General features: G+C 30.5%; 20 protein-coding genes. 15 read left to right on the top strand and 5 right to left on the bottom strand.

From position 1 onward, the window contains the following. Positions 1-158 precede the first annotated feature (158 nt). From KPL44_RS10350 to ilvD, 4 genes are all read left to right on the top strand, one after another. Complete coding sequence (locus KPL44_RS10350; protein WP_253201710.1) at positions 159-1616, top strand: sensor histidine kinase; 1458 nt, start codon at positions 159-161, stop codon at positions 1614-1616. 193 nt (positions 1617-1809) lie between these two features. Further along, the gene (locus tag KPL44_RS10345; RefSeq protein WP_216249466.1) at positions 1810-3192 is read left to right on the top strand and encodes a leucine-rich repeat domain-containing protein; all 1383 of its coding nucleotides are present in this window, start codon (positions 1810-1812) and stop codon (positions 3190-3192) included. Positions 3193-3290: 98 nt separating this feature from the next. Beyond that, positions 3291-3977, top strand: a complete 687-nt coding sequence (locus KPL44_RS10340; protein WP_216249464.1) for a FadR/GntR family transcriptional regulator — start codon at positions 3291-3293, stop codon at positions 3975-3977. 141 nt (positions 3978-4118) lie between these two features. Beyond that, positions 4119-5789 (top strand): dihydroxy-acid dehydratase, encoded by a 1671-nt coding sequence (ilvD, locus tag KPL44_RS10335; RefSeq protein WP_216249462.1) that lies wholly within the window; start codon positions 4119-4121, stop codon positions 5787-5789. 72 nt (positions 5790-5861) lie between these two features. On the opposite strand, the gene KPL44_RS10330 is transcribed toward ilvD, so the two are convergent. Next, positions 5862-6416: a flavodoxin family protein gene (locus tag KPL44_RS10330; protein WP_216249458.1), complete on the bottom strand. Its 555-nt coding sequence runs from the start codon at positions 6414-6416 to the stop codon at positions 5862-5864. A 269-nt stretch (positions 6417-6685) separates the two neighbouring features. Between KPL44_RS10330 and KPL44_RS10325 the strand changes: the two genes are divergently transcribed. Together KPL44_RS10325 and KPL44_RS10320 are read left to right on the top strand one after the other, a co-directional pair. Next, positions 6686-6964 carry a SoxR reducing system RseC family protein gene (locus KPL44_RS10325; protein ID WP_216249456.1) on the top strand — a complete coding sequence of 93 codons (279 nt, stop codon included), beginning with the start codon at positions 6686-6688 and terminating at the stop codon, positions 6962-6964. 71 nt (positions 6965-7035) lie between these two features. Beyond that, entirely contained in the window at positions 7036-7953 is a 918-nt protein-coding gene (locus KPL44_RS10320; protein ID WP_216249454.1) for a S66 peptidase family protein, read from the top strand. A gap of 47 nt (positions 7954-8000) precedes the next feature. Here KPL44_RS10320 and KPL44_RS10315 read toward each other — a convergent pair whose 3' ends face one another. Continuing rightward, positions 8001-9185, bottom strand: coding sequence for an SH3 domain-containing protein (locus tag KPL44_RS10315; RefSeq protein ID WP_216249452.1), 1185 nt, complete (start codon positions 9183-9185; stop codon positions 8001-8003). A gap of 584 nt (positions 9186-9769) precedes the next feature. Here KPL44_RS10315 and KPL44_RS10310 point away from each other — a divergent pair. Further along, the gene (locus KPL44_RS10310; RefSeq protein WP_216249450.1) at positions 9770-11068 is read left to right on the top strand and encodes a methyl-accepting chemotaxis protein; all 1299 of its coding nucleotides are present in this window, start codon (positions 9770-9772) and stop codon (positions 11066-11068) included. A 56-nt stretch (positions 11069-11124) separates the two neighbouring features. Here the strand turns inward: KPL44_RS10310 and KPL44_RS10305 are convergent, their stop codons facing one another. Next, the gene (locus KPL44_RS10305) at positions 11125-12447 is read right to left on the bottom strand and encodes an IS3 family transposase (RefSeq protein WP_216249448.1); all 1323 of its coding nucleotides are present in this window, start codon (positions 12445-12447) and stop codon (positions 11125-11127) included. A 260-nt stretch (positions 12448-12707) separates the two neighbouring features. Between KPL44_RS10305 and KPL44_RS10300 the strand changes: the two genes are divergently transcribed. The 4 genes from KPL44_RS10300 to KPL44_RS10285 all read left to right on the top strand — a co-directional run bounded on the left by KPL44_RS10300 (position 12708) and on the right by KPL44_RS10285 (position 16499). Then, the gene (locus KPL44_RS10300; protein WP_216249446.1) at positions 12708-13673 is read left to right on the top strand and encodes a substrate-binding domain-containing protein; all 966 of its coding nucleotides are present in this window, start codon (positions 12708-12710) and stop codon (positions 13671-13673) included. A gap of 233 nt (positions 13674-13906) precedes the next feature. Next, complete coding sequence (modA, locus tag KPL44_RS10295) at positions 13907-14728, top strand: molybdate ABC transporter substrate-binding protein (protein ID WP_216249435.1); 822 nt, start codon at positions 13907-13909, stop codon at positions 14726-14728. Positions 14729-14745: 17 nt separating this feature from the next. Then, the gene (gene modB, locus KPL44_RS10290; RefSeq protein ID WP_216106467.1) at positions 14746-15429 is read left to right on the top strand and encodes a molybdate ABC transporter permease subunit; all 684 of its coding nucleotides are present in this window, start codon (positions 14746-14748) and stop codon (positions 15427-15429) included. Positions 15430-15431: 2 nt separating this feature from the next. Continuing rightward, positions 15432-16499: a sulfate/molybdate ABC transporter ATP-binding protein gene (locus tag KPL44_RS10285; RefSeq protein ID WP_216249432.1), complete on the top strand. Its 1068-nt coding sequence runs from the start codon at positions 15432-15434 to the stop codon at positions 16497-16499. Between the two features lie 25 nt (positions 16500-16524). On the opposite strand, the gene KPL44_RS10280 is transcribed toward KPL44_RS10285, so the two are convergent. Beyond that, positions 16525-18078 carry a hypothetical protein gene (locus KPL44_RS10280; RefSeq protein WP_216249430.1) on the bottom strand — a complete coding sequence of 518 codons (1554 nt, stop codon included), beginning with the start codon at positions 18076-18078 and terminating at the stop codon, positions 16525-16527. Positions 18079-18275: 197 nt separating this feature from the next. Between KPL44_RS10280 and KPL44_RS10275 the strand changes: the two genes are divergently transcribed. Further along, positions 18276-19262 (top strand): substrate-binding domain-containing protein, encoded by a 987-nt coding sequence (locus tag KPL44_RS10275; RefSeq protein WP_216249426.1) that lies wholly within the window; start codon positions 18276-18278, stop codon positions 19260-19262. Between the two features lie 107 nt (positions 19263-19369). Here KPL44_RS10275 and KPL44_RS10270 read toward each other — a convergent pair whose 3' ends face one another. Further along, positions 19370-19579 carry a TOBE domain-containing protein gene (locus tag KPL44_RS10270; protein ID WP_216120286.1) on the bottom strand — a complete coding sequence of 70 codons (210 nt, stop codon included), beginning with the start codon at positions 19577-19579 and terminating at the stop codon, positions 19370-19372. 803 nt (positions 19580-20382) lie between these two features. On the opposite strand from KPL44_RS10270, the gene nifH reads away from it, so the two are divergent. From nifH to KPL44_RS10255, 3 genes are read left to right on the top strand one after another with little or no spacing between them, the layout of a single operon-like run. Continuing rightward, a complete protein-coding gene (gene nifH, locus KPL44_RS10265) occupies positions 20383-21204 on the top strand; it encodes a nitrogenase iron protein (protein ID WP_071611988.1) in 822 nt (273 codons plus the stop codon). 49 nt (positions 21205-21253) lie between these two features. Further along, entirely contained in the window at positions 21254-21580 is a 327-nt protein-coding gene (locus KPL44_RS10260) for a P-II family nitrogen regulator (protein WP_071611989.1), read from the top strand. A 14-nt stretch (positions 21581-21594) separates the two neighbouring features. Beyond that, positions 21595-21978, top strand: a complete 384-nt coding sequence (locus KPL44_RS10255) for a P-II family nitrogen regulator (RefSeq protein ID WP_071611990.1) — start codon at positions 21595-21597, stop codon at positions 21976-21978. Positions 21979-21999: the final 21 nt, after the last annotated feature.

Here is a 21999-nt window from a genome sequence, read left to right as displayed (position 1 = left end):
TTGGATAACTTTTATTTCTTACAAAAACAAAATAATAACGTAATTTAAGAACAAAGTAATATGTAGTAATTTGTAAGAAAATGTGGTAATATGTTACTGAAATATATAATTTTTAATTTACAGTAGCAAAAGTTATTTTTGAAACGAGGATAATTATTATGGGTAGAAATAAAAGTAGGCGAACTATGGTTTTAGGATATTTTTCAATTGCTTGTTTATCATTAATTATAATATTATTTAGTATTTATAGTATGAATAAAGTATGTAGTGAATCTGATTTTATTATTAAAAAAATAATTCCGGCAAAAATATTTTCAACGGAAATTTTAACATCACTAATAAATCAAGAATCAGGTATTCAGTCTTATATGATTTCAGAAAATAAAGAATTTTTAGAACCATATTATTTAGGAAATAAACAAGTACAAGGATATTATACTTCCTTGGATAATTTAAAGGATACAGCACTAGGTGTTGATATTACAAATCAACTTAGCCAACAGATGAAATCTATCCAAAAATTTTACAAACAACAAATAGAATTAGTCAATAATGGGAAATTAGTACAGGCTAAACTTAATTTAAATCAAGGCAAAAAGTTAGTTGATAATTTTAAGGTTACTGATAATATACTAATAAGTAAGATTGATTTAGAGGTAAATATATCACGAAATAAGGTCGCAAAAACTCAAATATTTCAGAGATGGTTATTGATCGTTTTGGGAATTGTACTTATTATGGGTAATATTATATTTATTAAGTATATCTCAAATTTTATGTATGAGGAAGTTAAGAAAAAAAATGAAGTGAATGAGGAATTAAATAAATTACTTATTTCACATGAAGAGTTTATTGCAAATATTTCACATGAACTTAAAACACCACTAAATGTAATTTTTTCAGCCATACAATTATTTCAAATGTATTGTGATAAAGGTTCATTAGATGAGCGGCGAGAAACGATTATTAAATATCTTGACTCAATGAAATTAAATTCATATAGGTTATCTAAACTTATAAATAATATAGTCGATTCATCAAAGATCCAAGCAGGATTCTTTAATTTAAATTTATCAAATAATAATATCGTTGAAGTTGTGGAAGAAATAGTAATGTCTGTAACTAATATTACTGATATTAAAGGTATACGTATTATTTTTGATACGGATACAGAGGAAAAAATTGTTGCATGCGATACAGAGATGATACAAAGAATATTATTAAATCTTATATCAAATGCCATAAAATTCTCAAATGAAGGTGATGAGATACTTGTGGAGTTCAAGGATGAAGATAAATTCTTTCAAATTTCAGTCAAGGACAACGGCATAGGAATTGAAGAAGAAAACTTGAAGATGATTTTTGATAGATTTAAGCAAGTAGATAAATCTTTATCAAGAAATTCTGAAGGCACAGGCATTGGTTTAAGTTTAGTCAAGTCCATTGTGGAATTACATGGAGGCGCTATATATGCTGAAAGCGAATTCGGAAAAGGAAGCAAATTTACAGTTGAACTTCCAGCTGGGAAGGTGAAGCACGAGAATATGTTATATAGTAGTAAAGGGAAAAGTGAAAATGAAAATATACGTGTGGAACTTTCAGATGTTTATTTGTAACTCAAGGTTAAATTCATAAACATAAAGTATAGATTGCTTGTTTATTAAAAAATTAAGATACAGGGGAAGTATTTGAAATTTTTTGGAGCATTAGGATAAAATAAATAATATAAATCCCTCAATTGTTAAAGTCTTGTTTTAAATAGAATATATGATGTAGTTTAATTAAAAGTACAAACGGGGGATTATAAAAATGATAAAGGTTTATTATAACAAATTTAAGTGGGTCAGTATTTTTTTAATTATATTAGTTGTATTTAGTCTTGGTGGGTATAGATTTGTAAAAAATTCATCATTAAATAATAAAGCTAAACTAACATTAGTAAGTGCCCAGGTAACAGAGAGTACGGTGATTACATTTTCAGATAAAAATTTGGAAAAAGCAATAAGAGCATATATACAATGCCCTAGCGGAGATATTTTAAGGGATGATGTTGATAAGATAACAAACCTACAAAATACTAAAGGCAAACATATTAAGAATCTTTCAGGCATAGAAAATCTGACTAATCTAGTATATTTAAATTTAAGTAATAACCAAATTAGTAATTTAAAACCTTTGAATGGATTAACAAATTTGACTAATTTGAATTTAGCGTCTAATAAAATTAATAATATAGAACCTTTGATTGGGCTTACTGAATTGACTCATCTGAATCTGGATACTAATCAAATGAGTAATATAGCTCCTTTAAAGGGACTTATTGAATTAACTAATTTGGATTTAGCAGCAAACAAAATGAGTAATATAGAGCATTTAAAGAGACTTACCAAATTGAAAAATCTGAATTTGGCTGATAACCAAATGCGTGATATAGAACCTTTAAAAGGGCTTACTAAATTGACAAATTTAAATTTAGCAGCAAATCAAATGAGTGACATAGAACCTTTAAAGGGACTTACTAATCTAACCGATTTGAATTTAGCTGCGAATAAGATGAGTAATATAGAACCTTTAAAGGGACTAACTAACTTGATTAGTTTGAATTTATCTGCAAATAAGATGAGTGATATAGAACCTTTAAAAGGACTAACTAATTTGACTAATTTGAATTTAGCAGCAAATCAAATGAGTAATATAGAACCTCTAAAGAGACTTACTAAACTGATTGATTTGTATTTAGACACTAATCAAATAAAAGATTATTCTCCAGGCAATACTAAGTATAAAGAACTGGAAATGCCTAGCGATGTGAATACAGTTATTACGCCTAAGCAAAATATAACAAGTGTCAGTAAGCAGGTTGAAGATAGCAAAGTTATTACATTTCCCGATGAAAATTTAGAAAAGTTAATAAGGGATGCCATTCAAAAACCAACTGGAGATATTTTGAAGTCTGATGTTGATAAGATAACAAGTTTGCAAGATGCTAAAGATAAACATATCACAAATCTTTCAGGAATAGAGAATCTGACTAATTTGACTTCATTAAATTTAAGTAATAATCAAATTACTAATATAGAACCTTTAAAAGTGTTGATTAACCTAACTGAGTTAAATGTCAGCATGAATCAAATTGAAGTTACAGATATGCAATCGCTACGAAATATTTTGCCTAAATGCAATATCAAATAAGAATAAAGGCTTTAGTTATAGCAGTATAATAAAAGAAACACTTTGTGATATTATTGTTTTTTAAAATTACGAAATGTTATAATATGGGAGGCTATCCTATGTCAAGAAAAGAAAAAAACTTATCCCAAAGTGTTGCTGATGATATTCTTGCAATGATTACTATAGATAAAAAATTTGTTATTGGAGATAAACTACCAAATGAAAATGAACTATCGAAGCAACTAGGAGTAAGTAGAACTACACTTCGCGAAGGTATTCGTATTTTAGTAACTCACAATATACTTGAAATTAAGAGAGGTAAAGGAACATATGTGACAAATCATGAGAAACTTAATGGTGATTTTGGCTTAGAAGAGTTTTCTACAATTAAGATGAACGTTAAAGATTTATATGAAATGAGATTGATTTTTGAGCCTCAAACTGCTTATTATGCAGCAATTCGGGCAACAGATAAGGAACTTGCAAGAATATTATACTATGGTAGATTAGAGGAAGATAAAATTTTAAATAAGCTTGACCGTACTGAGACGGAGCAAGCTTTTCATAAATCTATAGCAAAGGCAACTCATAATGAGTTTATGAATAAGTTAATGCCTATACTTTACAAAGCAATTGATAAGGGTGTAATTTTATCTTATGAAAATGAAACAATAATTTGTGATACGCTAAGTGATCATCATATGATAATGGAGTTTTTAGAAGTCAGGGATGCAGAGGGTGCAAAAACAGCAATGAAACTTCATATTTTACATGCTATGAGGGGTCTTGGAATAAGTAATGAATAAAATAAATGTCGGTTCTTTGTTATATAAGAATTGGCATTTATTTTTTTATAATTATGATAGTAAATCATTGACAACAGACATCATACAACGTACAATAAAAACAAACAACTGTGGACTATAATTTATAAAGGTGGTAATGTTATGAGAAGTGATGTAGTAACAAAAGGAACAGGCAGAGCACCTCAACGTGCACTATTTAATGCTTTAGGTTTTACAAAAGAAGAAATGGAAAGGCCTCTTATAGGTATCGTTAGTTCAAAAAACGATATTGTACCAGGTCATATGAATTTAGATAAAATTGTAGAGGCTGTGAAAATTGGTGTAGCAATGGCAGGCGGTACTCCAATAGTTTTTCCAGCAATTGCAGTATGTGATGGAATTGCAATGGGTCATCAAGGTATGAAGTATTCACTAGCTACAAGAGATTTAATTGCTGATTCAACAGAGGCTATGGCTATGGCACATGCTTTTGATGCGCTAGTAATGGTGCCAAATTGTGATAAAAATGTACCAGGACTTTTAATGGCAGCAGCAAGAGTTAACGTACCAACTATTTTTGTAAGTGGTGGACCTATGCTTGCAGGTAAAATTGATGGATGTAAAACAAGTTTTTCAAGCATCGCTGAGGCGGTTGGTGAGTTTAATGTTGGTAAAATTACTGAGGAAAAGTTAGAAGAATTTGAGAATAAATGTTGTCCAACCTGTGGATCTTGTTCTGGTATGTATACTGCAAATAGCATGAACTGTTTAACAGAAGTTCTTGGAATGGGACTTGGCGGGAATGGAACTATCCCGGCGGTTTATTCAGAGAGAATTAGGCTTGCAAAACACGCTGGAATGAAAATTATGGAGCTACTGGGTAAAAATATAAGACCGAGAGATATTATGACGGAAGGTGCATTTAAAAATGCTCTAACTATGGATATGGCCCTTGGATGTAGTACAAACAGTATGCTTCATTTGCCAGCAATTGCTCATGAAGTAGGCATTGAGTTAAACGTGGATATGGCAAATGCAATTAGCGATAAAACACCTAATCTTTGTCACCTCGCACCGGCAGGACATACCTATGTTGAGGATTTAAATGAAGCCGGTGGAGTTTATGCTGTTATGCATGAGATAAACAAATTGAATTTATTAAATACGGATTTGATTACATGCACCGGTAAAACTGTTGCAGAAAATATCAAAGGATGCGTAATAAAAGACACACAGGTGATTCGCACCATTACAAATCCTTATAGTACTACTGGTGGAATTGCTGTCCTTAAGGGTAATCTTGCTCCTGATTCATGTGTTGTAAAACGTTCAGCAGTATCAAATGAAATGTTAAAACATGAAGGACCAGCAAGAGTGTTTGATTGTGAAGAGGATGCTTTGAGTGCTATCAATTCAGATGAGATTATTCCGGGAGATGTTATTGTAATTCGTTATGAAGGCCCTAAGGGCGGTCCTGGCATGAGAGAAATGCTTAATCCAACATCTGCAATTATGGGACGAGGACTTGGTAATAGTGTAGCACTTATAACAGATGGACGGTTTAGTGGTGCAACTAGGGGAGCTGCAATTGGACATGTTTCTCCAGAAGCGGCAGTTGGTGGAAATATTGCTTTAATTTACGAGGGGGATATTATATCAATAGATATTAATGCTAATTCTATTAACTTTAATGTTAGCGATGAGGAGCTTAAAATAAGAAGAGCAAACTGGAAACCAAGAAAACCTAGTATTACAACTGGTTACCTTGCTAGGTATGCTGCATTAGTGTCATCAGGTAATAAAGGTGCTATATTAGAAGTTCCTAAATTTTAAATATAATAGCCTACATCTTAATATTAAGATGTAGGCTATTATTCTAAAACATGTAAGTAGGTCGAACTAATTTTATACAGTTAGGCTTTGTACCATACTGTTTGCAGCATTTTTTATGGTAACTAACTTGTATTCTTTGTTTCGCCTTGTTACACCTATGAAATCATATTTTACACCTTTAACATGATCTACGAATCTTTCGAATGAGGCAAGAGTAGAAATACATCCATTACCAGTTCCTCCAGGAGCAGCAACACATATAAAAGGTTTACCAAATAAACTATTTTTATCACCATTTGAGGCTTCACATCTGCGTAGCCTATCAATGAATGATTTAAGCGATTCGCTCATATCACCCCAATAAACTGGTGTAATAATTATGTATCCATCTGCTTTTGCCATTTTTTCGTGTAGGGCTTGAAAATCATCTTTTACTTGGCAGGTATGTTCTTTAAGGCATGTCCCCCATCCGTTTCCACAAGCCTGACAGGATGGAATATCTAATGTGTTAAGACTTATTATATTAGCAAGAGCGGATCCCATTTCTACTCCAACTTTTGCGGCGTTGCCACAGGCAGAAGTTAATCCATCAGTGTTAGGACTAGAAGTAATTATCATTATGTTCATTTAAATGCCTCCATATTATTTATTTTAACTTTCTACTTCATTCTAGTACTTTAAATGATTAGTGGCAAATAAAACGTCGAGAAAATAAAGCTTTTTATTGAGAATATCTGATTATAAAGTATAGCCTTATAAGGGAAATTTTTTATGTTTTATATTATTGTTTTTCATATCTAGATAATATATAATTGTAAGTGCTTAAGCGAATTTTAAGAAAATAATTAAGATAAGTTTGTTTTTATTGAATAAGTTTTGTTTGGAAGGAGATTAGTATGAAAATAGATCAATCTAAAGAAAAAGGTACTTTGAAAGAGAAAAAGACTAATATGTTATTAGCTTCCTTTATGCTATTTGTTTTCCCGATAATAATTGTTGTTGTTGCAGTAGTCTTAGGAGGATATATAGGGAAATATATAGGAGCACCTATTCAAATTTCTAGAGTTTGCGGAGGAATCATTGGTTTTATATGTGCAATTGTAGTTATTAAATTGTTTGATAAATCAGCTGCAATAGATGATAAAGAAGAAAAAATTTATTGGGAAGATTTGTAGATATTAATCTTATAAGTTTTTTAATTATTTAATATTTTAATATTTTAAATTAATCTGAGGGAGTGCTAACGATGATTGGGAAAAGGCTAAGGCTCGGAGATACTATTGGGCTAATTTCTCCTGCAAGTCCTGAAAATATAGAAGCAATAAAAAAGGCGATTTTATTTCTAAATAATCTAGGATTTAATGTAATAGAAGGGAAACATCTATATGAGAGATGGGGTTATCTTGCTGGCAAAGATAAAGACAGAGCATCCGATATTATGGAAATGTTTGAAAATAAAGCAGTAGACATGATACTTTGTGTTAGAGGTGGATATGGCTCAAGTAGATTACTACCATATCTAGATTATGATATTATAAAGAAAAATCCAAAGATATTTGCAGGTTTTAGTGATATAACAGTTTTTCTAAATGCTTTTTACGAAAAATGTGGGCTAACTACATTTCATAGCCCAATGGGTACTTCTAATTTAGAAGATGTGGTCACATTTAAAAGTTTTATGTTTACATTTATGGAAGGGTATAAACCATATACTATTAAAAATCCAGATGAATTTAAAATATCGTGTATAAACGCAGGTATAGCAAAGGGTAACCTTATAGGCGGTAATTTGGGATTAATATGTAACTCGCTTGGGACTCCCTATGAAATTGATATGAAAGATAAAATACTTTTTATAGAAGAGGTTAATGAGGCACCTTATAGAGTTGACAGAATATTAACACAACTTTTACTATCAAATAAACTTAAGCAGTGTAAGGGGATTATTTTAGGCCAATTTAAAGATTGTGACTTACCACATTATGAAAGAAGCCTTACACTAGAGGAAGTTCTTGAGGATAGATTATACAATTTAGACATACCTATGTTTTCGGGGTTTTGCTCAGGTCATGATTACCCTAAACTTACAATCCCAATTGGGGCTAGGGTCAGAATGGATGCAGAACTTGGAATTATAAATGTATTGGATGCTGTAGTAGAATAATATAAAAGCTTGTAAAATTTAAATTTTACAAGCTTTTATTATATTAATTATTTTATTACTCTTTTACCTATTACAAAATTATCTTTGTAATATCCAGTTAATTCAGATATTTTTACAACATCACCTGGCTTAGGACAATGTATAAATTTATTGTTTCCAATATAAATTCCAATATGAGATACCTCAGAAGGTGAAGAAGTATTTGTTGTAAAGAAAACTAAATCGCCATTTTTAAGATTATCTATATCAATAGGTGTACCTACATTTATCTGATCCATAGTTGTTCTAGGTAAAGTTATACCGTAGTGCTTATAAACATAAAGTACAAATCCTGAACAATCGAAGCCACCACTTATATATTTACCAGTAGCACTTAATGTTGCAGGAGTAGCACCGCCCCATAAGTACGGCGTACCCAAAAATGTATTAGCATAAGTTACTATATTATTTCCGGTTGCGGTTGTAGTAGGTTGTTGTCCATTTGCTATGTAGCTTGGACTGCTTGATGTTTCATTAACCATACTTACGTATGGTTTATATATGTAGCCCCATTGACCAGAATATTTAATTTTATAGAAATTATCTTGAGTTCCATATATATCTATCATTTGATTTGGTTTTAATGAACCGATAATAGTCGCCTTGTTATCCAAGGAAGCTGTTTTTCTTACATTTAAAAAATCAGATGCTATAATATTTCCAACGCCAGTAGGTTTTGCAGGAGGTATTACAGCAGGTGTTACGGTAGCTGTAGCTGTAGGGGTACTTGTACTACTTATTACCTTTACATATAAGGTACTTATATAACTTGTTTTTCCATTATAAATTATTTTATAAAATCCATTTAAGGTACCGAGTATTGTGACTTTGCTTCCGAGTTTAATGGATCCAGTCAGGGGGTAGTTGGACCCAGCTCCAGACCTTACATTTAAAGTTGTCGCTGTTATTTGACCATATTTTTCAGTTTTAACAGGAGTGCTTTTTACTAGATTTACGTATGAGCTACCTATGTAACCAGTTGTTCCACCATGATTTATTATATAAAAATCTCCAGATTTTCCGAGAGTAGTTATTTTTTCGTTTTTTAAAAGATAACCTGTAATATTAGATAAAAGTGAAGGTTTTTGTCTAACACGTAATGAGGTTGTATTTACAACACCAGTGTCGGCAATTGCAATTTGGGAACTTACTATAGACAATAGCATTACTATAAAAACTATTCTTTTTTTCATATGGTTGCCTCCAATATTTCATTTAATAGTTCTATTTCACTTTAATACGAAACATGAGATAGTTACGTTTATATATTCACCACCTTTATTCTGAGCCTTATTTAATCCTAACTCAAAAAATCCCATGGGAAATATTATGAAGTCGTATTTAAATAGTATAGCACTTATACTATTTAAAGTGTTATTTTTATAAAAAAAATGTCGCTATTTGTTGTGTAACATGATATATATCAATACTGAAAAGGTATTAAGCGGAACTAAGAAACAAATTTATTTAATTTATTTGGAATTCTTAAATATTAAATATAAAAAGACCAAAGCAATATATGTTAAAACGTGCGATTAATAAGTCTAATATTACGAAAAATACAAGAAAAAATAAGAAAAAATGAATATATATGTAAAGAAAATGGCCTTTTGGTCGATAATGAAATGTGTGATTATGCACATGTTTATTAGTAATTAGTCTAAAATAAAAGACATATAGAATATAGGCTTATTAAAATACTTTATAGTATTTGTGGTTATGGTTTTTATGTTTTTATAATAAGCTGATAAATGAAGTGCTCAAAAGGGGTGTTATTATGAAGTGGTTTAGAAATTTAGATGTAGTAAAAAAAACTATGTTAGTATTTACAGTGATTAGCATAGCTATAATTTTAACGGGAGGGATAGGGGTAATAAGTTTATTACAGCAAGTAAATTCAAATAATATAGTTCAAATTAATAAGTCTAGGGATTTAATTATACTTATTACAGTTATATCATTTGTCATTACGCATCTAATGGCTTATACATTATGTGGTAATATAATGAAACCACTAAATAAGATTAGAGATTTAGCCAGTAGGTTATCTGTATATGATTTTTCGACCCCAATTACTATTATAAGAAGGGATGAATTTGGCCAAACCGGTGAAGCATTAAACACTGCACAGGAAAATATTAAAGAATTAGTAAAGGAAATATTGATTAATTCTTCTGAAATGACTGCATCATCGGAATCACTTTCAGTTACAGCTTATAAAATTACATCTAAAATGAAAGTCATAGATCTTTCAACAGCTGAAATTAATAAATCAGTTCAGGAATCTAGTGCTACGTCAGAGGAAATAACTGCATCTACTTTCGAAGTTAACTCTAGCATGGAGGTTTTATCTTCAAAAGCGATGGAGGGTAGTAACAATGCTTTAAAAATAAAAGAGAAAGCGAAAGAAGTCCAAATGCATGCTGAAAAGGCTTTAAATGAGAGTAATATTATTTATGAAGAAAAGGAAAAAAATATACTAAAAGCGATACAAGATGGAAAAGTAGTACATGAAATAAAGGTTATGGCAGATGCAATCGCAGCTATTGCATCGCAAACTAATTTGCTTGCATTAAATGCAGCGATTGAAGCTGCGAGAGCCGGAGAACAAGGTAAAGGATTTGCAGTAGTTGCAGATGAAGTGAGAAAACTTGCAGAGCAATCATCAGAAACAGTAAATACAATTCAAGGTACCATAGTAAAAGTTCAAGATGCATTTAGTAATTTATCAGAAAATAGTAATGACATACTCAATTATATTATAAAAAATATTAAACCTGTCTTAGAGCAATATGAAATATCAGGAAAGCAATACGATTTAGATGGAGAATTTCTTAGCTCAATGGTAAGTGAAATTGCATCAATGTCTGAAGAAGTTGAAGCCACAGTAAATCAAGTTAGTATAGCTGTTCAATCTCTAACAGAAAATTCTCAATTAGCTGCAGAAAGTACAGGTAATATTCAAGTCAATATTAATGAAACTTCGAAAGCTATGGATGAGGTAGTACAAAGAGTTAAGGGACAATCAGAACTTACATTAAAAATTAATGGACTATTAGAGAAATTTAAAATTTAGAGAAAAGGCATACTTTTTTATAAAATGGACCCTATGTCAAGGACATTTAAAAAAGGCTATGCTGCTAAAAGTTGATTTCTGTATTGTACAGGAGTCAACTTTTTCAATCCCCATTGATATCTATAATTATTATAATAATCCATATAATTATCAATTAGATTCTGTAACTCAGTAAATGTATCACAACTTTTATAGTCAATCTCATCCTTCATATGGCCAAAAAACGATTCTTGTGGGGCATTATCCCAGCAGTTTCCCCGTCTAGACATTGACTGCCCAAGTTTATGTTTTTTAAGTAGTCTTTGAAATTTGGGACTAGTATAATGAACACCTTGGTCTGAATGTATAAAGGCTTCTGGAGTCAATAATTTCTTGTGAATTTTAATTAATTTTTCAATCGTTTCAGTAGCAATATCTAGTGTAATGCGTTTAGATAAGTGATAAGAAAGTATTTCATTTGTAGAAGCATCCTTAATCGTTGATAAATAAGCCATACAAGCATCCCCATATGGCATATAAGTGATATCTGTTAACAAAACTTTTCCGGCTACTCCTTGTTTGAATTCTCTATTTAAAAGATTTGGTACAACGGTATGTTCTCTGGTGGCTTTCATCATTCGGCGATAAGGATTGGCTTTTCTAATGGGACATTTAATATTATATTTACGCATAATTCTCTGAATGCATTTTCTATTAATAATCACCTTGAATTCTTGCTCCAGTACCATCTTAATAGAACGAGACCCCTTCTTGTAACCTCTATGATCATACGCCATAAGAATTATCTTCTTAAAGCCCCACTCTCTTTGCTCTCGTGTATTACGGGTATTTTCTGATTTTAAGTAATTATAATAGCCCGATCTTGATACTCCGACTACGTCGCACAAATGTTTAACGAGATTTTTATATTTAAATTTATAGAGTATATTTTGAATAAGTGCAAAAATTGAGGAGATACTTAAGCTACCGCTTTTCACCTGCCTTTCTTGCCTCTCTACTTTTTTTAATAGTTCTGCTTCAGCTTTCCAGTATGCAATCTCGGCATCTTTTTTCGTGATTATTTCTTCTAGGGTTAATTCGCGTTTAAGTGGACGTCCACTACTAAATTTTCTTGTATCTCTAAGTCCTAATTCACCAGATTCTTTATAAGCAATGAGCCACCGTCTGCAAGCGCAATTAATCCTATGTTTACCAAGAATATCTGCATTGAATCCAGCATCCTGAAAAATGTTAATACGGAATTTCCCCATACTATATTCAGCTATAAATAAGGATTTAAAATCATCTGTATAAGTGATACCTTTTTCACTAATTCGTTTAACATATCTATTTTTAGAGAGAGATAAAATTTCCATACTAGTAAATAATTTTTTACTCATTGTGTTCACAACCTTTCTGATTTTATTGTACAAAAAAAGACCCAATATGAATAGACTTTTTTTCGTGTCTATCATGTAGGGTCCATTTTATTAGAAAGTATGCCTTTTATAAAACATACTTTATCTAATTATTGATTTTGTAATGTAAAAAGTATAAAATATACACTATAAATCACCTATTTATATAGTAAGTAAAAATAATTTTTGAATCTATGTGTAGTTTTTAAATATGGGAAGACCATATATAGGAGGCTGAAAAAGTGGAGAAATATTCTGCATTAACTCCAATAGAAGTTGCGGAGATACTTAAAATATCAAAGAATACAGTTTATGAATTGGTAAAAAGAGGAGAGCTTAATTCATATAAGGTTGGCAACAAATTAAGAATAGAGATGAAGGATATTGAAGAATATAAGAATAAGTCTAAAAGACTTCAAAATACTAAACAAAGCAATGATGAAGGAATTAATTATTATAATTCAATTGAGAGCCCATATGGATTAGAAAAAATACAAAAAAGTTATGACTTTGTTATATGTGGCCAGGATATCATGCTAGATATATTATCAAGACATTTACAACAACACACTAAAGGGTTTCAGGCACTTAGATCTTATATTGGTAGTTATGATGGATTGTATGCACTTTATCATGGTAATGTTCAAATTGCTACGGCTCATTTATGGGATGGTGAAACAGGGCAATATAATGTACCTTATGTAAAAAGAATGCTTCCTGGAATACCTTCAATAATAGTTCATCTTGCTAATAGGATGCAAGGATTTTATGTTCAAAAGGGTAATCCTAAAGAGATAAAAGGGTGGGAAGATTTAAAACGATCAGAAATTATTATAATAAATCGAGAGATAGGTAGTGGGACAAGAGTATTATTAGATGAACATTTAAAAAAACTTGGAATAGATGGTAATAATATATCTGGTTACGATAGAGAATGTTTTTCACATCTTGCAGTAGCGAGTACGGTTGCAAGAGGGGGAGCGGACATAGCTATTGGAAATGAAAAAGCTTGCCAGCAGGTAAATGAAATTGATTTTATTCCATTACAAACTGAAAGTTATGAACTTGTAATTAAGAAAGAGGATATTGATAAACCTCATTTTCAAGCTGTACTTCAAATCATCAGGTCGAAGGAGTTTAAACTTGAGCTAGAAGGTATTGGTGGATATGACCTAAAAGATATAGGGGTTATAACCGCAGAGACTTAATGAGCAAAAAAGTGATTTAGCATAGACACTAAATCACTTTTTCTATTTATTATAAATTATTTATAATAAAGTAGTTGAAATATTCAGTGAATTAAGATACAATAAAAAACAATAAACACAACGTAACATAACAAAACATAACAAAACATAATGGAAGATGTAATGTATTAAATTTAAAATACAATTTGTTATGTTTTAATTTAAGTTGAAAATATATTTATAGGGGGAAGAAAATGAAAAAAAGAGTACGTTTTGTATTAACTATGTTCTTAGTTACATTTACATTGGCAATGACGGGGTGCGCTCAAAAGGCTAAAACAGCTGAAACACCAGTTCAACCAGCTGCCCAAAAATCAGTTACACTTACAATTTCAGCTGCCGCAAGCTTAACAGAAGCCATGGGGGAAATAAAAACACTTTATAAAAAGGAAAAGCCCAATGTTACAATAAATTATAACTTTGGTTCTTCAGGAATTTTACAACAACAAATAGAGCAAGGTGCAAATGCTGATTTATTCTTTTCGGCGGCTACAAAACAGATGACTGAACTTGAGAAAAAAGGGTTGCTGATTGATTCTACTAAAGTTAATCTATTAGGAAATACGGTGGTGCTTATAACCAAAAGTGATTCTACATTAGGTATTAAGGATTTTAAAGATTTGAAAAACAGTAATATCAAGAAAATTGCTTTGGGAGAACCTAAAACTGTTCCTGTAGGGCAATACTCAGAGGAAATATTGACATCTTTAAAAATTCTTGATAAAGTGAAAACAAAGGCTGTTTATGGAAAAGATGTTAAAGAAGTTTTATCTTGGGTAGAATCAGGAGATGCGGAAGTAGGCGTTGTATATGGCACTGATGCTAAAACTTCTAAAAAGGTAAAGGTCGTAGCAGTTGCTGGCAAGGGATTATACAAAAAGCCAGTGGTATATCCAGTTGCTGTAATTAAAGCTAGTAAAAACATAGATGATACTAAAGCGTTTTTAAAATATTTATCTAGTGATAAAGCAAAAGAAGTGTTTGTTAAATATGGTTTTAGTTTTCTTGTAAAATAGGATAGGAGTTGGAATATATGTCAGAGTATTCACCATTATGGATTTCCATAAAAACCTCTATTACAGCTACTTTTATAGTGTTTTTTATTGGTATCGCAGCGGCTTGGTTTATGGCTAGCTATAAGGGACGTGCTAGAGGAATATTAGATGGGATTTTGACATTGCCAATGGTACTTCCTCCAACGGTTGTAGGATTTATATTACTTATGATTATAGGAAAGAATTTCCCTATAGGAAAGTTATTAAGTAGATTTGGAATTAATATAATATTCACATGGTATGCTACAGTTATAGCTGCAACTGTAGTTGCCTTTCCTTTAATGTATAGGACTTGTGTTGGTGCTTTTAGGCAAATTGATGTTAATGTTATTAATGCAGCAAGGACTCTTGGAGTATCTGAGCAAAGAATTTTTTGGAAGGTAGCTGTACCACTTGCTTGGCCAGGAATTGCGGCAGGTACAGTCTTGTCATTTGCAAGGGCACTTGGAGAATTTGGAGCAACTATAATGATTGCTGGAAGTATTCCTGGTAAAACGCAAACAATACCAATTGCAATATATTTTGCCGAGGTAGCAGGAGAAACAGGCAATGCCATTAAATGGGTCATATTAATATTTATAATATCTTTGACAGTAATGGTTGCTAGTGATAAATGGGCTGAAAAGCAAATGTTTATAGTATCATCTGCTAGGAGAAAATAATTATGAGTTTAGAAGTAGATATTTTAAAAAAACTACAAGGATTTGAACTTAAAGTTAAATTTAAGGTTGATAATTATACATTAGGGTTTTTAGGATCGTCTGGGTCAGGCAAAAGTATGACGCTAAGATGTATTGCGGGAATTGAAACCCCGGATACAGGGCGCATAGTGTTAAATAATCGTGTGTTATTTGATTCAGAAAAAAAAATAAATATGCCAATACGAGAAAGAAAAGTTGGTTTTCTTTTTCAAAATTATGCTCTTTTTCCTAATATGACAGTAGAAGAAAATATTGGTTTCGGGCTTGTTAAAAGGATTTCTAAAGTTGATAAAGCTAATAAAATTAGTAAAAAAATTATTGACTTACAGCTTAATGGAATGGAAAAAAGATATCCATATCAATTGTCTGGAGGGCAACAACAAAGAGTTGCACTTGCAAGGGCTCTCGTTGTAGACCCAGAAATATTACTTCTTGATGAACCATTTTCAGCATTAGATGAGCACCTTAGGAATAACATGATTATTAGGCTGAAGGAGGATCTTAAGGAATTTAAGGGAACCTCAATTTTTGTTACACATAACATGGAAGAAGCTTATCAATTATGCAATAATATAATAATAATAGCAGGGGGAAAGATTGATGCTGTTGGTCATAAGGATGTTATATTTAATAATCCACCAACGCTTTATTCTGCTAAATTAACTGGTTGTAAAAATATTTCAAAGGCTAGGAAAGTTGAACCTAATATAATAGAAGCTGTTGATTGGGGATGCAAAATTACATTTAACTATGAAATAGAAGGCGATATAACATATATAGGAATTAGGGCTCATTATTTAGAAATTTGTGAAGAGGATGAAGTTATTAACACTTTTAATTGTTGGGTTGTTTTTACTAGTGAGGCTTTGTTTAGAATAAAAGTATATCTTAAATTTAGTAAGCCTATAGTAGGTGAAAAAGATTATAATATAATGTGGGATATTTCTAAGGAAGAGTGGGATTTAATTAAACGAAAACCACTTCCATTAAAAATAAGAATTAACTCAGATAAAGTTATAAAAATGAAGTAAAGCAAATAAATTAAAAGGTCACCTATTAAAGGCGACCTTTTTCTAATTCATCGATTATTTCTAATTCTACCAAGTCTATATTTGTTTTTCCTAAATATCCAAATTTAAGTTGATTAGTTCTTATAAAGCTCATGGCCTTGTAATAGGTTGCGTGATTCATAAAACCGGGATAGAAAAACACATAATCGCAATTAGCTAAAACACTAGTATCAAAATTTTCACTAAAGCCGTGCAGCGTTCTAATCTCTGGATATTTTTCTCTGAATTTTCTTCTCCAGTCTTTAGCACCACCTATGATAATAATATTAATATTTGATGTGTAATCTGATAATGACTTTTTTCGCTCTAATGGAATATAATCATTATTTTTTTTGAATACATATTCTCGTAGAACATTTAATTCAGTTTTATATGTTTTCTCAATTAATAACTGATTTTCAAGATCATTGATTTTATTTTGCATTTCCACAACTTCGGAATTATGTGTTTTATTTAATTTATTTATCTGAGTGTTTAAAGTTCCTTCAAATTTTGTATTTTGTTTCTTAGAAATAGTTAACTTATTTGATATATCTGTATTTGTCAGATTAACAATATTTAAATTGTTTTCTAAAGAGTTTATTTTAATAAGTAATGTTTCTTGATTATTTTCAAAATATAGGCTCTTAGATTTTTTATATTCATTAATTAAAGATTTTATAAAAATGCCATTTACAAGAAATTGAAGTATCACTTTTGAGTCCAAAGAAGTATATCCCATTTTAATATAGGATAATAATATTTCATCAATATTTAAAAAGTTGGAGTCTGAGAAGAGATGATTAACATCAAGTTTGTTAATAATGAAAATATTTTCAAGAATTCCACCTGATTCTTCAATAACATTCACATTGCTGTTTAAAATATCTTTAAAACTATTTATTTTACCATATTCCCTTTTGAGCAATGATTTGATCTCCTGAAGCTCGTTTTTATGTACCTCTAATTCCTTCGTTATGTCTCTTGTCATGGGGTCACAAAACTCAAACGTTTTTATATCATTAATAATTGACTTAAAAAACCCTTGATCAACTTCGTTTGCATTGCGATATATACCAAAATAAAAGTATATTGCTGCTTCAAGTCTTGCTTCTGTTTTCATTGTAACTTCATCCATTAGATGATATCTTTTAGTTAGTTCTCTTTTATCATGTTTTTTAACTGCATTAAAGACTACGCAGTAGTGTTTTTTAAGTAATTTAATTATAGTGCTTCTTAAGTTATAATCATTCTCCGCAATTAAAAGAATGCCAAGTGCTTTTCTTCCTTCAATTTCTTGTTCAAGTGTACCTTGTGTCATAATAATATGTTTTGTACAGGAAGAATTTTTAACAACTTCATAATATTTAAGTTTATCAAGAAGATATAATTTGTTAATATCTTTTTTCATGTTAGGATTTCTAATCATTGCTATGCTTACGTTTGCTAATATGTAATTTTCAAGAACATTTTCAGGGACATTCCAAGTTTGACCCATCATTCTTGAAAAACTTCCGATGTTTAAATTTACTAAATTTGAATTATCTTTAATTAACTCCAATTATAGAATGCCTCCTTTACAATTTTAAATTTTTTCTATAGCTTTATTAATTGCACTATTTGGTATATAATTAAGATGAATTGTGTTAAACATAATGAAACTGCATATAGAAATATTATAATGCTAATATTAAGATAAATCAATAATATAATAATATAGTAATTATTTTTGGAAAGTCGAAGGGAGAATTGTTTATTATGGAAGCGAACTCAGGCTTAACAACTCAGGAAGTTGCACAAGTTTTAAATATTTCTAAAAATACAGTATATGAATTAATAAAAAGGGGAGAACTTTCTTCTTATAGAGTAGGTAGAAAGGTACGAATAGATGAAATTGATATTGAAAAGTACAAGGATAAAAGTAGAACTAATATTAAAACTTCATCAATTAATGTTGAACAAATTAATGTGGAAAAAATCAATAATCCAATTGTAACTTCACTAAATACCAAAAAAGATTTGCCCGGTTCAAGTTATAAAAGTGATTTTATAATTTGTGGTCAAGATATTCTTTTGGATGTTTTAACTCGGCATTTAGAACAACATCCTAATGGACTTCAGGCGCTTAGGCGTTATATAGGAAGTTACAATGGCTTAGTTGAATTATATAGAGGAAATATAAATATTGCTACAGCGCATCTATGGGATGGTGATACTGGAGTTTATAATATCCCTTATGTACGTAGAATACTTCCGGGAGTACCTTGTATTATTATTCATTTAGTATGCCGTATGCAAGGTTTCTATGTTGCTAAAGGTAATCCTAAAAACATAACTACGTGGAAGGATTTAACTAGACCTGATGTTTTAATGATTAATAGAGAAAAGGGTTGTGGAGTACGAGTTCTAATAGATGAAAAATTATGTAAGATTGGAATACCATGGCAGTCAATTAATGGGTATGAAAGTGAAGCATTATCACATTTAGCTGTTGCTAGTACTGTTGCACGTGGTGATGCAGATGTAGCTATAGGCAATGAAAAGGTTGCTCAGCAGGTTGAAAACATTCAATTTGTACCTATGCAAAAGGAAAGATATGATTTAATAATTAAGAAAGATGATATAAACAAACCACCATTTAAAGCAATACTTGAAATTCTTAATTCGAAGGAATTTAAGGAAGAACTGCGAGGAATAGGTGGGTATGATTTGACTGATACTGGAAAAATAGTAGAACAACCATAATTATTACCTTAGTAAAGTAATTGAACATAGAATATCAAAAGGGATATAGTATTAGTAAAACTAATACTATATCCCTCTTATTCTATAATAAAAACAGTTAAGACATTTTATTCTGTCATTAACATTACAGAAGAAGCTTTTATAACTGAAGTTACGTTTGAACCAACTTTTAAATCTAAATCATGTACTGCGGCTATTGATATAGAAGAAGTAACAAGGTTACCACCGCCAATATCAACAACGACGTATGCAGTGACAGCCCCTTCGTTAATAGATACAACTTTTCCTTTTAATTGATTTCTTGCGCTTAATGCCATAATTATTTATACCTCCCAAAAATTAAATTGTAGTTAATGGATACTGTACAATTATTAATTGATATTATTCCATTAAATTCTAAAATAGTCAACCTTTTTATTGAGAATTCATAATTGATATAGTTATTAAGTGAAGAAAAGTTGAAAAAAAGATTTAATTTCAGAAATGACATGAAGTAAGTTAAACAAAATCAGATTATAGAATGAAAATGTGGTAACGATTGCAAAATCAATCAATTCATATGGCAACGATATCATAATAAAAAATGGTGGATTTACAAGAATACTTATGCAAAACTTGCAAAAAAGGCTTGACTATATATCAAAAAGACAGTAATATAGATAAAAATAACCAATTAAAAAAGAGTAAAAATGAGTATAAAAATATAAGAACAATTCATTTGTTTTAAAATTCAAACAAAAAACCTTTTCTTTAAAACTAATATTTAGGTAACGTAAAGTAAATATTATGGTCATGATTAGAATAAAACATAAAGAAATACAGCCTTTTTATCTATAATAACATTAATATAAATGATTTTACGTGATGAATGTTCGCAATTTTCAGAATTAAATTGAATAATAACAAATTTCTCGAAAAATACAATATTTAAAATTCTGAAATAAAATAAATTATAACTTTAAAAAATAGTCATTTATATTTTAAAAAAGTCATAAACATATTAAAATTGTTTTTAAACGAAATGACTTTTTAATATTTAAAAAAATCATTTTTAATTTGGTAAATACTTTACTTCAAATAAATATGTGGTAAAGAATTATATATATGAGGAGGAGTTAATATGAGACAAGTAGCAATTTATGGAAAAGGTGGTATTGGAAAATCTACCACAACTCAAAATCTAACAGCAGGTCTTGCAGAAATGGGAAAACAAATCATGGTGGTTGGCTGTGATCCAAAAGCAGATTCAACCAGACTTCTTCTTGGTGGTCTTGCACAGAAAAGTGTTCTTGATACATTAAGAGAAGAAGGCGAGGAAGTAGATCTTGATTCAATATTAAAGCCTGGTTATAGAAATATAAGATGTGTTGAATCAGGTGGTCCTGAACCGGGTGTAGGTTGCGCCGGAAGAGGAATTATTACTGCAATCAATATGTTAGAAAGTTTAGGCGCATATACTGATGATTTAGATTATGTATTCTATGATGTTTTAGGTGATGTTGTCTGTGGTGGATTTGCAATGCCAATGAGAGAAGGAAAAGCTCAAGAAATATATATAGTTGCAAGTGGTGAAATGATGGCACTATACGCAGCTAACAATATTGCAAAGGGCGTACTAAAATATGCTAACAGTTCAGGAATAAGACTTGGTGGAATAATTTGTAACAGTAGAAATGTAGATAAGGAAATAGACCTATTAAAAGCATTTGCAGAAGAACTTGGAAGTCAATTAATATATTTTGTGCCAAGAGACAATATGGTTCAAAGAGCTGAAATACACAAACAAACTGTAATAGAATTTGATCCAGAGGCAGGACAAGCGCAGGAATATAGACAACTTGCTAAAGCGATTGATGAAAATAAGATGTTTGTTATTCCAAAACCAATGTCTCAAGAAAGATTAGAAGCAATATTAATGGAACATGGGTTAATGGATATCTAATTAAGTATATCTAATTCATTATAATAATATAGATAGGGGGAATTAAACGATGATAATGATTAAAGCAGTAATTAGACCAGAAAAAGTAGGTATTGTCCTCTCAGAGTTATGTGATGCTGGTTTCCCAGCAGTTACAAAGATAGGTGTAGTTGGACGTGGTAAGCAAAGAGGAGTTAAGGTCGGAGATGTATATTATGACGAAATTCCAAAAGAAATGTTAATGCTAGTAGTTAGCGATAATGATAAAGATGATGTTATAAAAATTATAATTAGAAGTTCAAAAACAGGAGAAAAAGGTGCTTTTGGTGATGGAAAGATTTTCGTAAGTGATGTAGACGAAGTATATACCATAAGTTCTGGAAATTCTGGATTATAAGGAGGGCCAATAATATGAAGGAAATAACAGCTATCATTCGAATGGATATGGTTAATAAAACAAAAGAAGCTCTTCTTAAAATAGCAGTTCCTTCTATGACTGCAATAAGGGTTATGGGAAGAGGAAAGAAAAAAATAGCTTATGAATTATTTCAAAATGCATTTAGTGAGGATGAAGGACTACCTCCAATAATCGCTGAGCAATTGTCTGAGATGCACAGATTAATGCCAAAGAGAATGATAATACTAGTTGTAGAGGATAAAGATGTACAAAATACAGTAAAAACTATTATAGAAGTAAATCAAAACGGAAATCCAGGAAATGGGAAGATATTTGTAGCTACGATAAATGATGTGGTTACAGTAAGAACCGGAAAAACTGGAATAGAAGCTATTTAATTAAATAAAGCGAGGTGAAGT

The sequence above is a fragment of the Clostridium sp. DSM 17811 genome, from assembly GCF_018861905.1.
Taxonomy (GTDB): domain Bacteria; phylum Bacillota; class Clostridia; order Clostridiales; family Clostridiaceae; genus Clostridium_AD; species Clostridium_AD frigoriphilum.
This window is presented reverse-complemented; position numbering and strand designations above follow the sequence as displayed.

Excerpts from the sequence above, each read along its gene's own strand:
- KPL44_RS10345 (WP_216249466.1), top strand. The coding sequence starts at position 1,810 with ATGATAAAGGTTTATTATAACAAATTTAAGTGGGTCAGTATTTTTTTA.
- KPL44_RS10285 (WP_216249432.1), top strand. The coding sequence starts at position 15,432 with ATGAGTTTAGAAGTAGATATTTTAAAAAAACTACAAGGATTTGAACTT.
- modA (WP_216249435.1), top strand. The coding sequence starts at position 13,907 with ATGAAAAAAAGAGTACGTTTTGTATTAACTATGTTCTTAGTTACATTT.
- KPL44_RS10270 (WP_216120286.1), bottom strand. The coding sequence starts at position 19,579 with ATGGCATTAAGCGCAAGAAATCAATTAAAAGGAAAAGTTGTATCTATT.
- KPL44_RS10350 (WP_253201710.1), top strand. The coding sequence starts at position 159 with ATGGGTAGAAATAAAAGTAGGCGAACTATGGTTTTAGGATATTTTTCA.
- KPL44_RS10260 (WP_071611989.1), top strand. The coding sequence starts at position 21,254 with ATGATAATGATTAAAGCAGTAATTAGACCAGAAAAAGTAGGTATTGTC.
- nifH (WP_071611988.1), top strand. The coding sequence starts at position 20,383 with ATGAGACAAGTAGCAATTTATGGAAAAGGTGGTATTGGAAAATCTACC.
- KPL44_RS10275 (WP_216249426.1), top strand. The coding sequence starts at position 18,276 with ATGGAAGCGAACTCAGGCTTAACAACTCAGGAAGTTGCACAAGTTTTA.
- KPL44_RS10310 (WP_216249450.1), top strand. The coding sequence starts at position 9,770 with ATGAAGTGGTTTAGAAATTTAGATGTAGTAAAAAAAACTATGTTAGTA.
- KPL44_RS10320 (WP_216249454.1), top strand. The coding sequence starts at position 7,036 with ATGATTGGGAAAAGGCTAAGGCTCGGAGATACTATTGGGCTAATTTCT.
- KPL44_RS10330 (WP_216249458.1), bottom strand. The coding sequence starts at position 6,416 with ATGAACATAATGATAATTACTTCTAGTCCTAACACTGATGGATTAACT.
- KPL44_RS10340 (WP_216249464.1), top strand. The coding sequence starts at position 3,291 with ATGTCAAGAAAAGAAAAAAACTTATCCCAAAGTGTTGCTGATGATATT.
- ilvD (WP_216249462.1), top strand. The coding sequence starts at position 4,119 with ATGAGAAGTGATGTAGTAACAAAAGGAACAGGCAGAGCACCTCAACGT.
- modB (WP_216106467.1), top strand. The coding sequence starts at position 14,746 with ATGTCAGAGTATTCACCATTATGGATTTCCATAAAAACCTCTATTACA.
- KPL44_RS10305 (WP_216249448.1), bottom strand. The coding sequence starts at position 12,447 with ATGAGTAAAAAATTATTTACTAGTATGGAAATTTTATCTCTCTCTAAA.
- KPL44_RS10315 (WP_216249452.1), bottom strand. The coding sequence starts at position 9,185 with ATGAAAAAAAGAATAGTTTTTATAGTAATGCTATTGTCTATAGTAAGT.
- KPL44_RS10325 (WP_216249456.1), top strand. The coding sequence starts at position 6,686 with ATGAAAATAGATCAATCTAAAGAAAAAGGTACTTTGAAAGAGAAAAAG.
- KPL44_RS10255 (WP_071611990.1), top strand. The coding sequence starts at position 21,595 with ATGAAGGAAATAACAGCTATCATTCGAATGGATATGGTTAATAAAACA.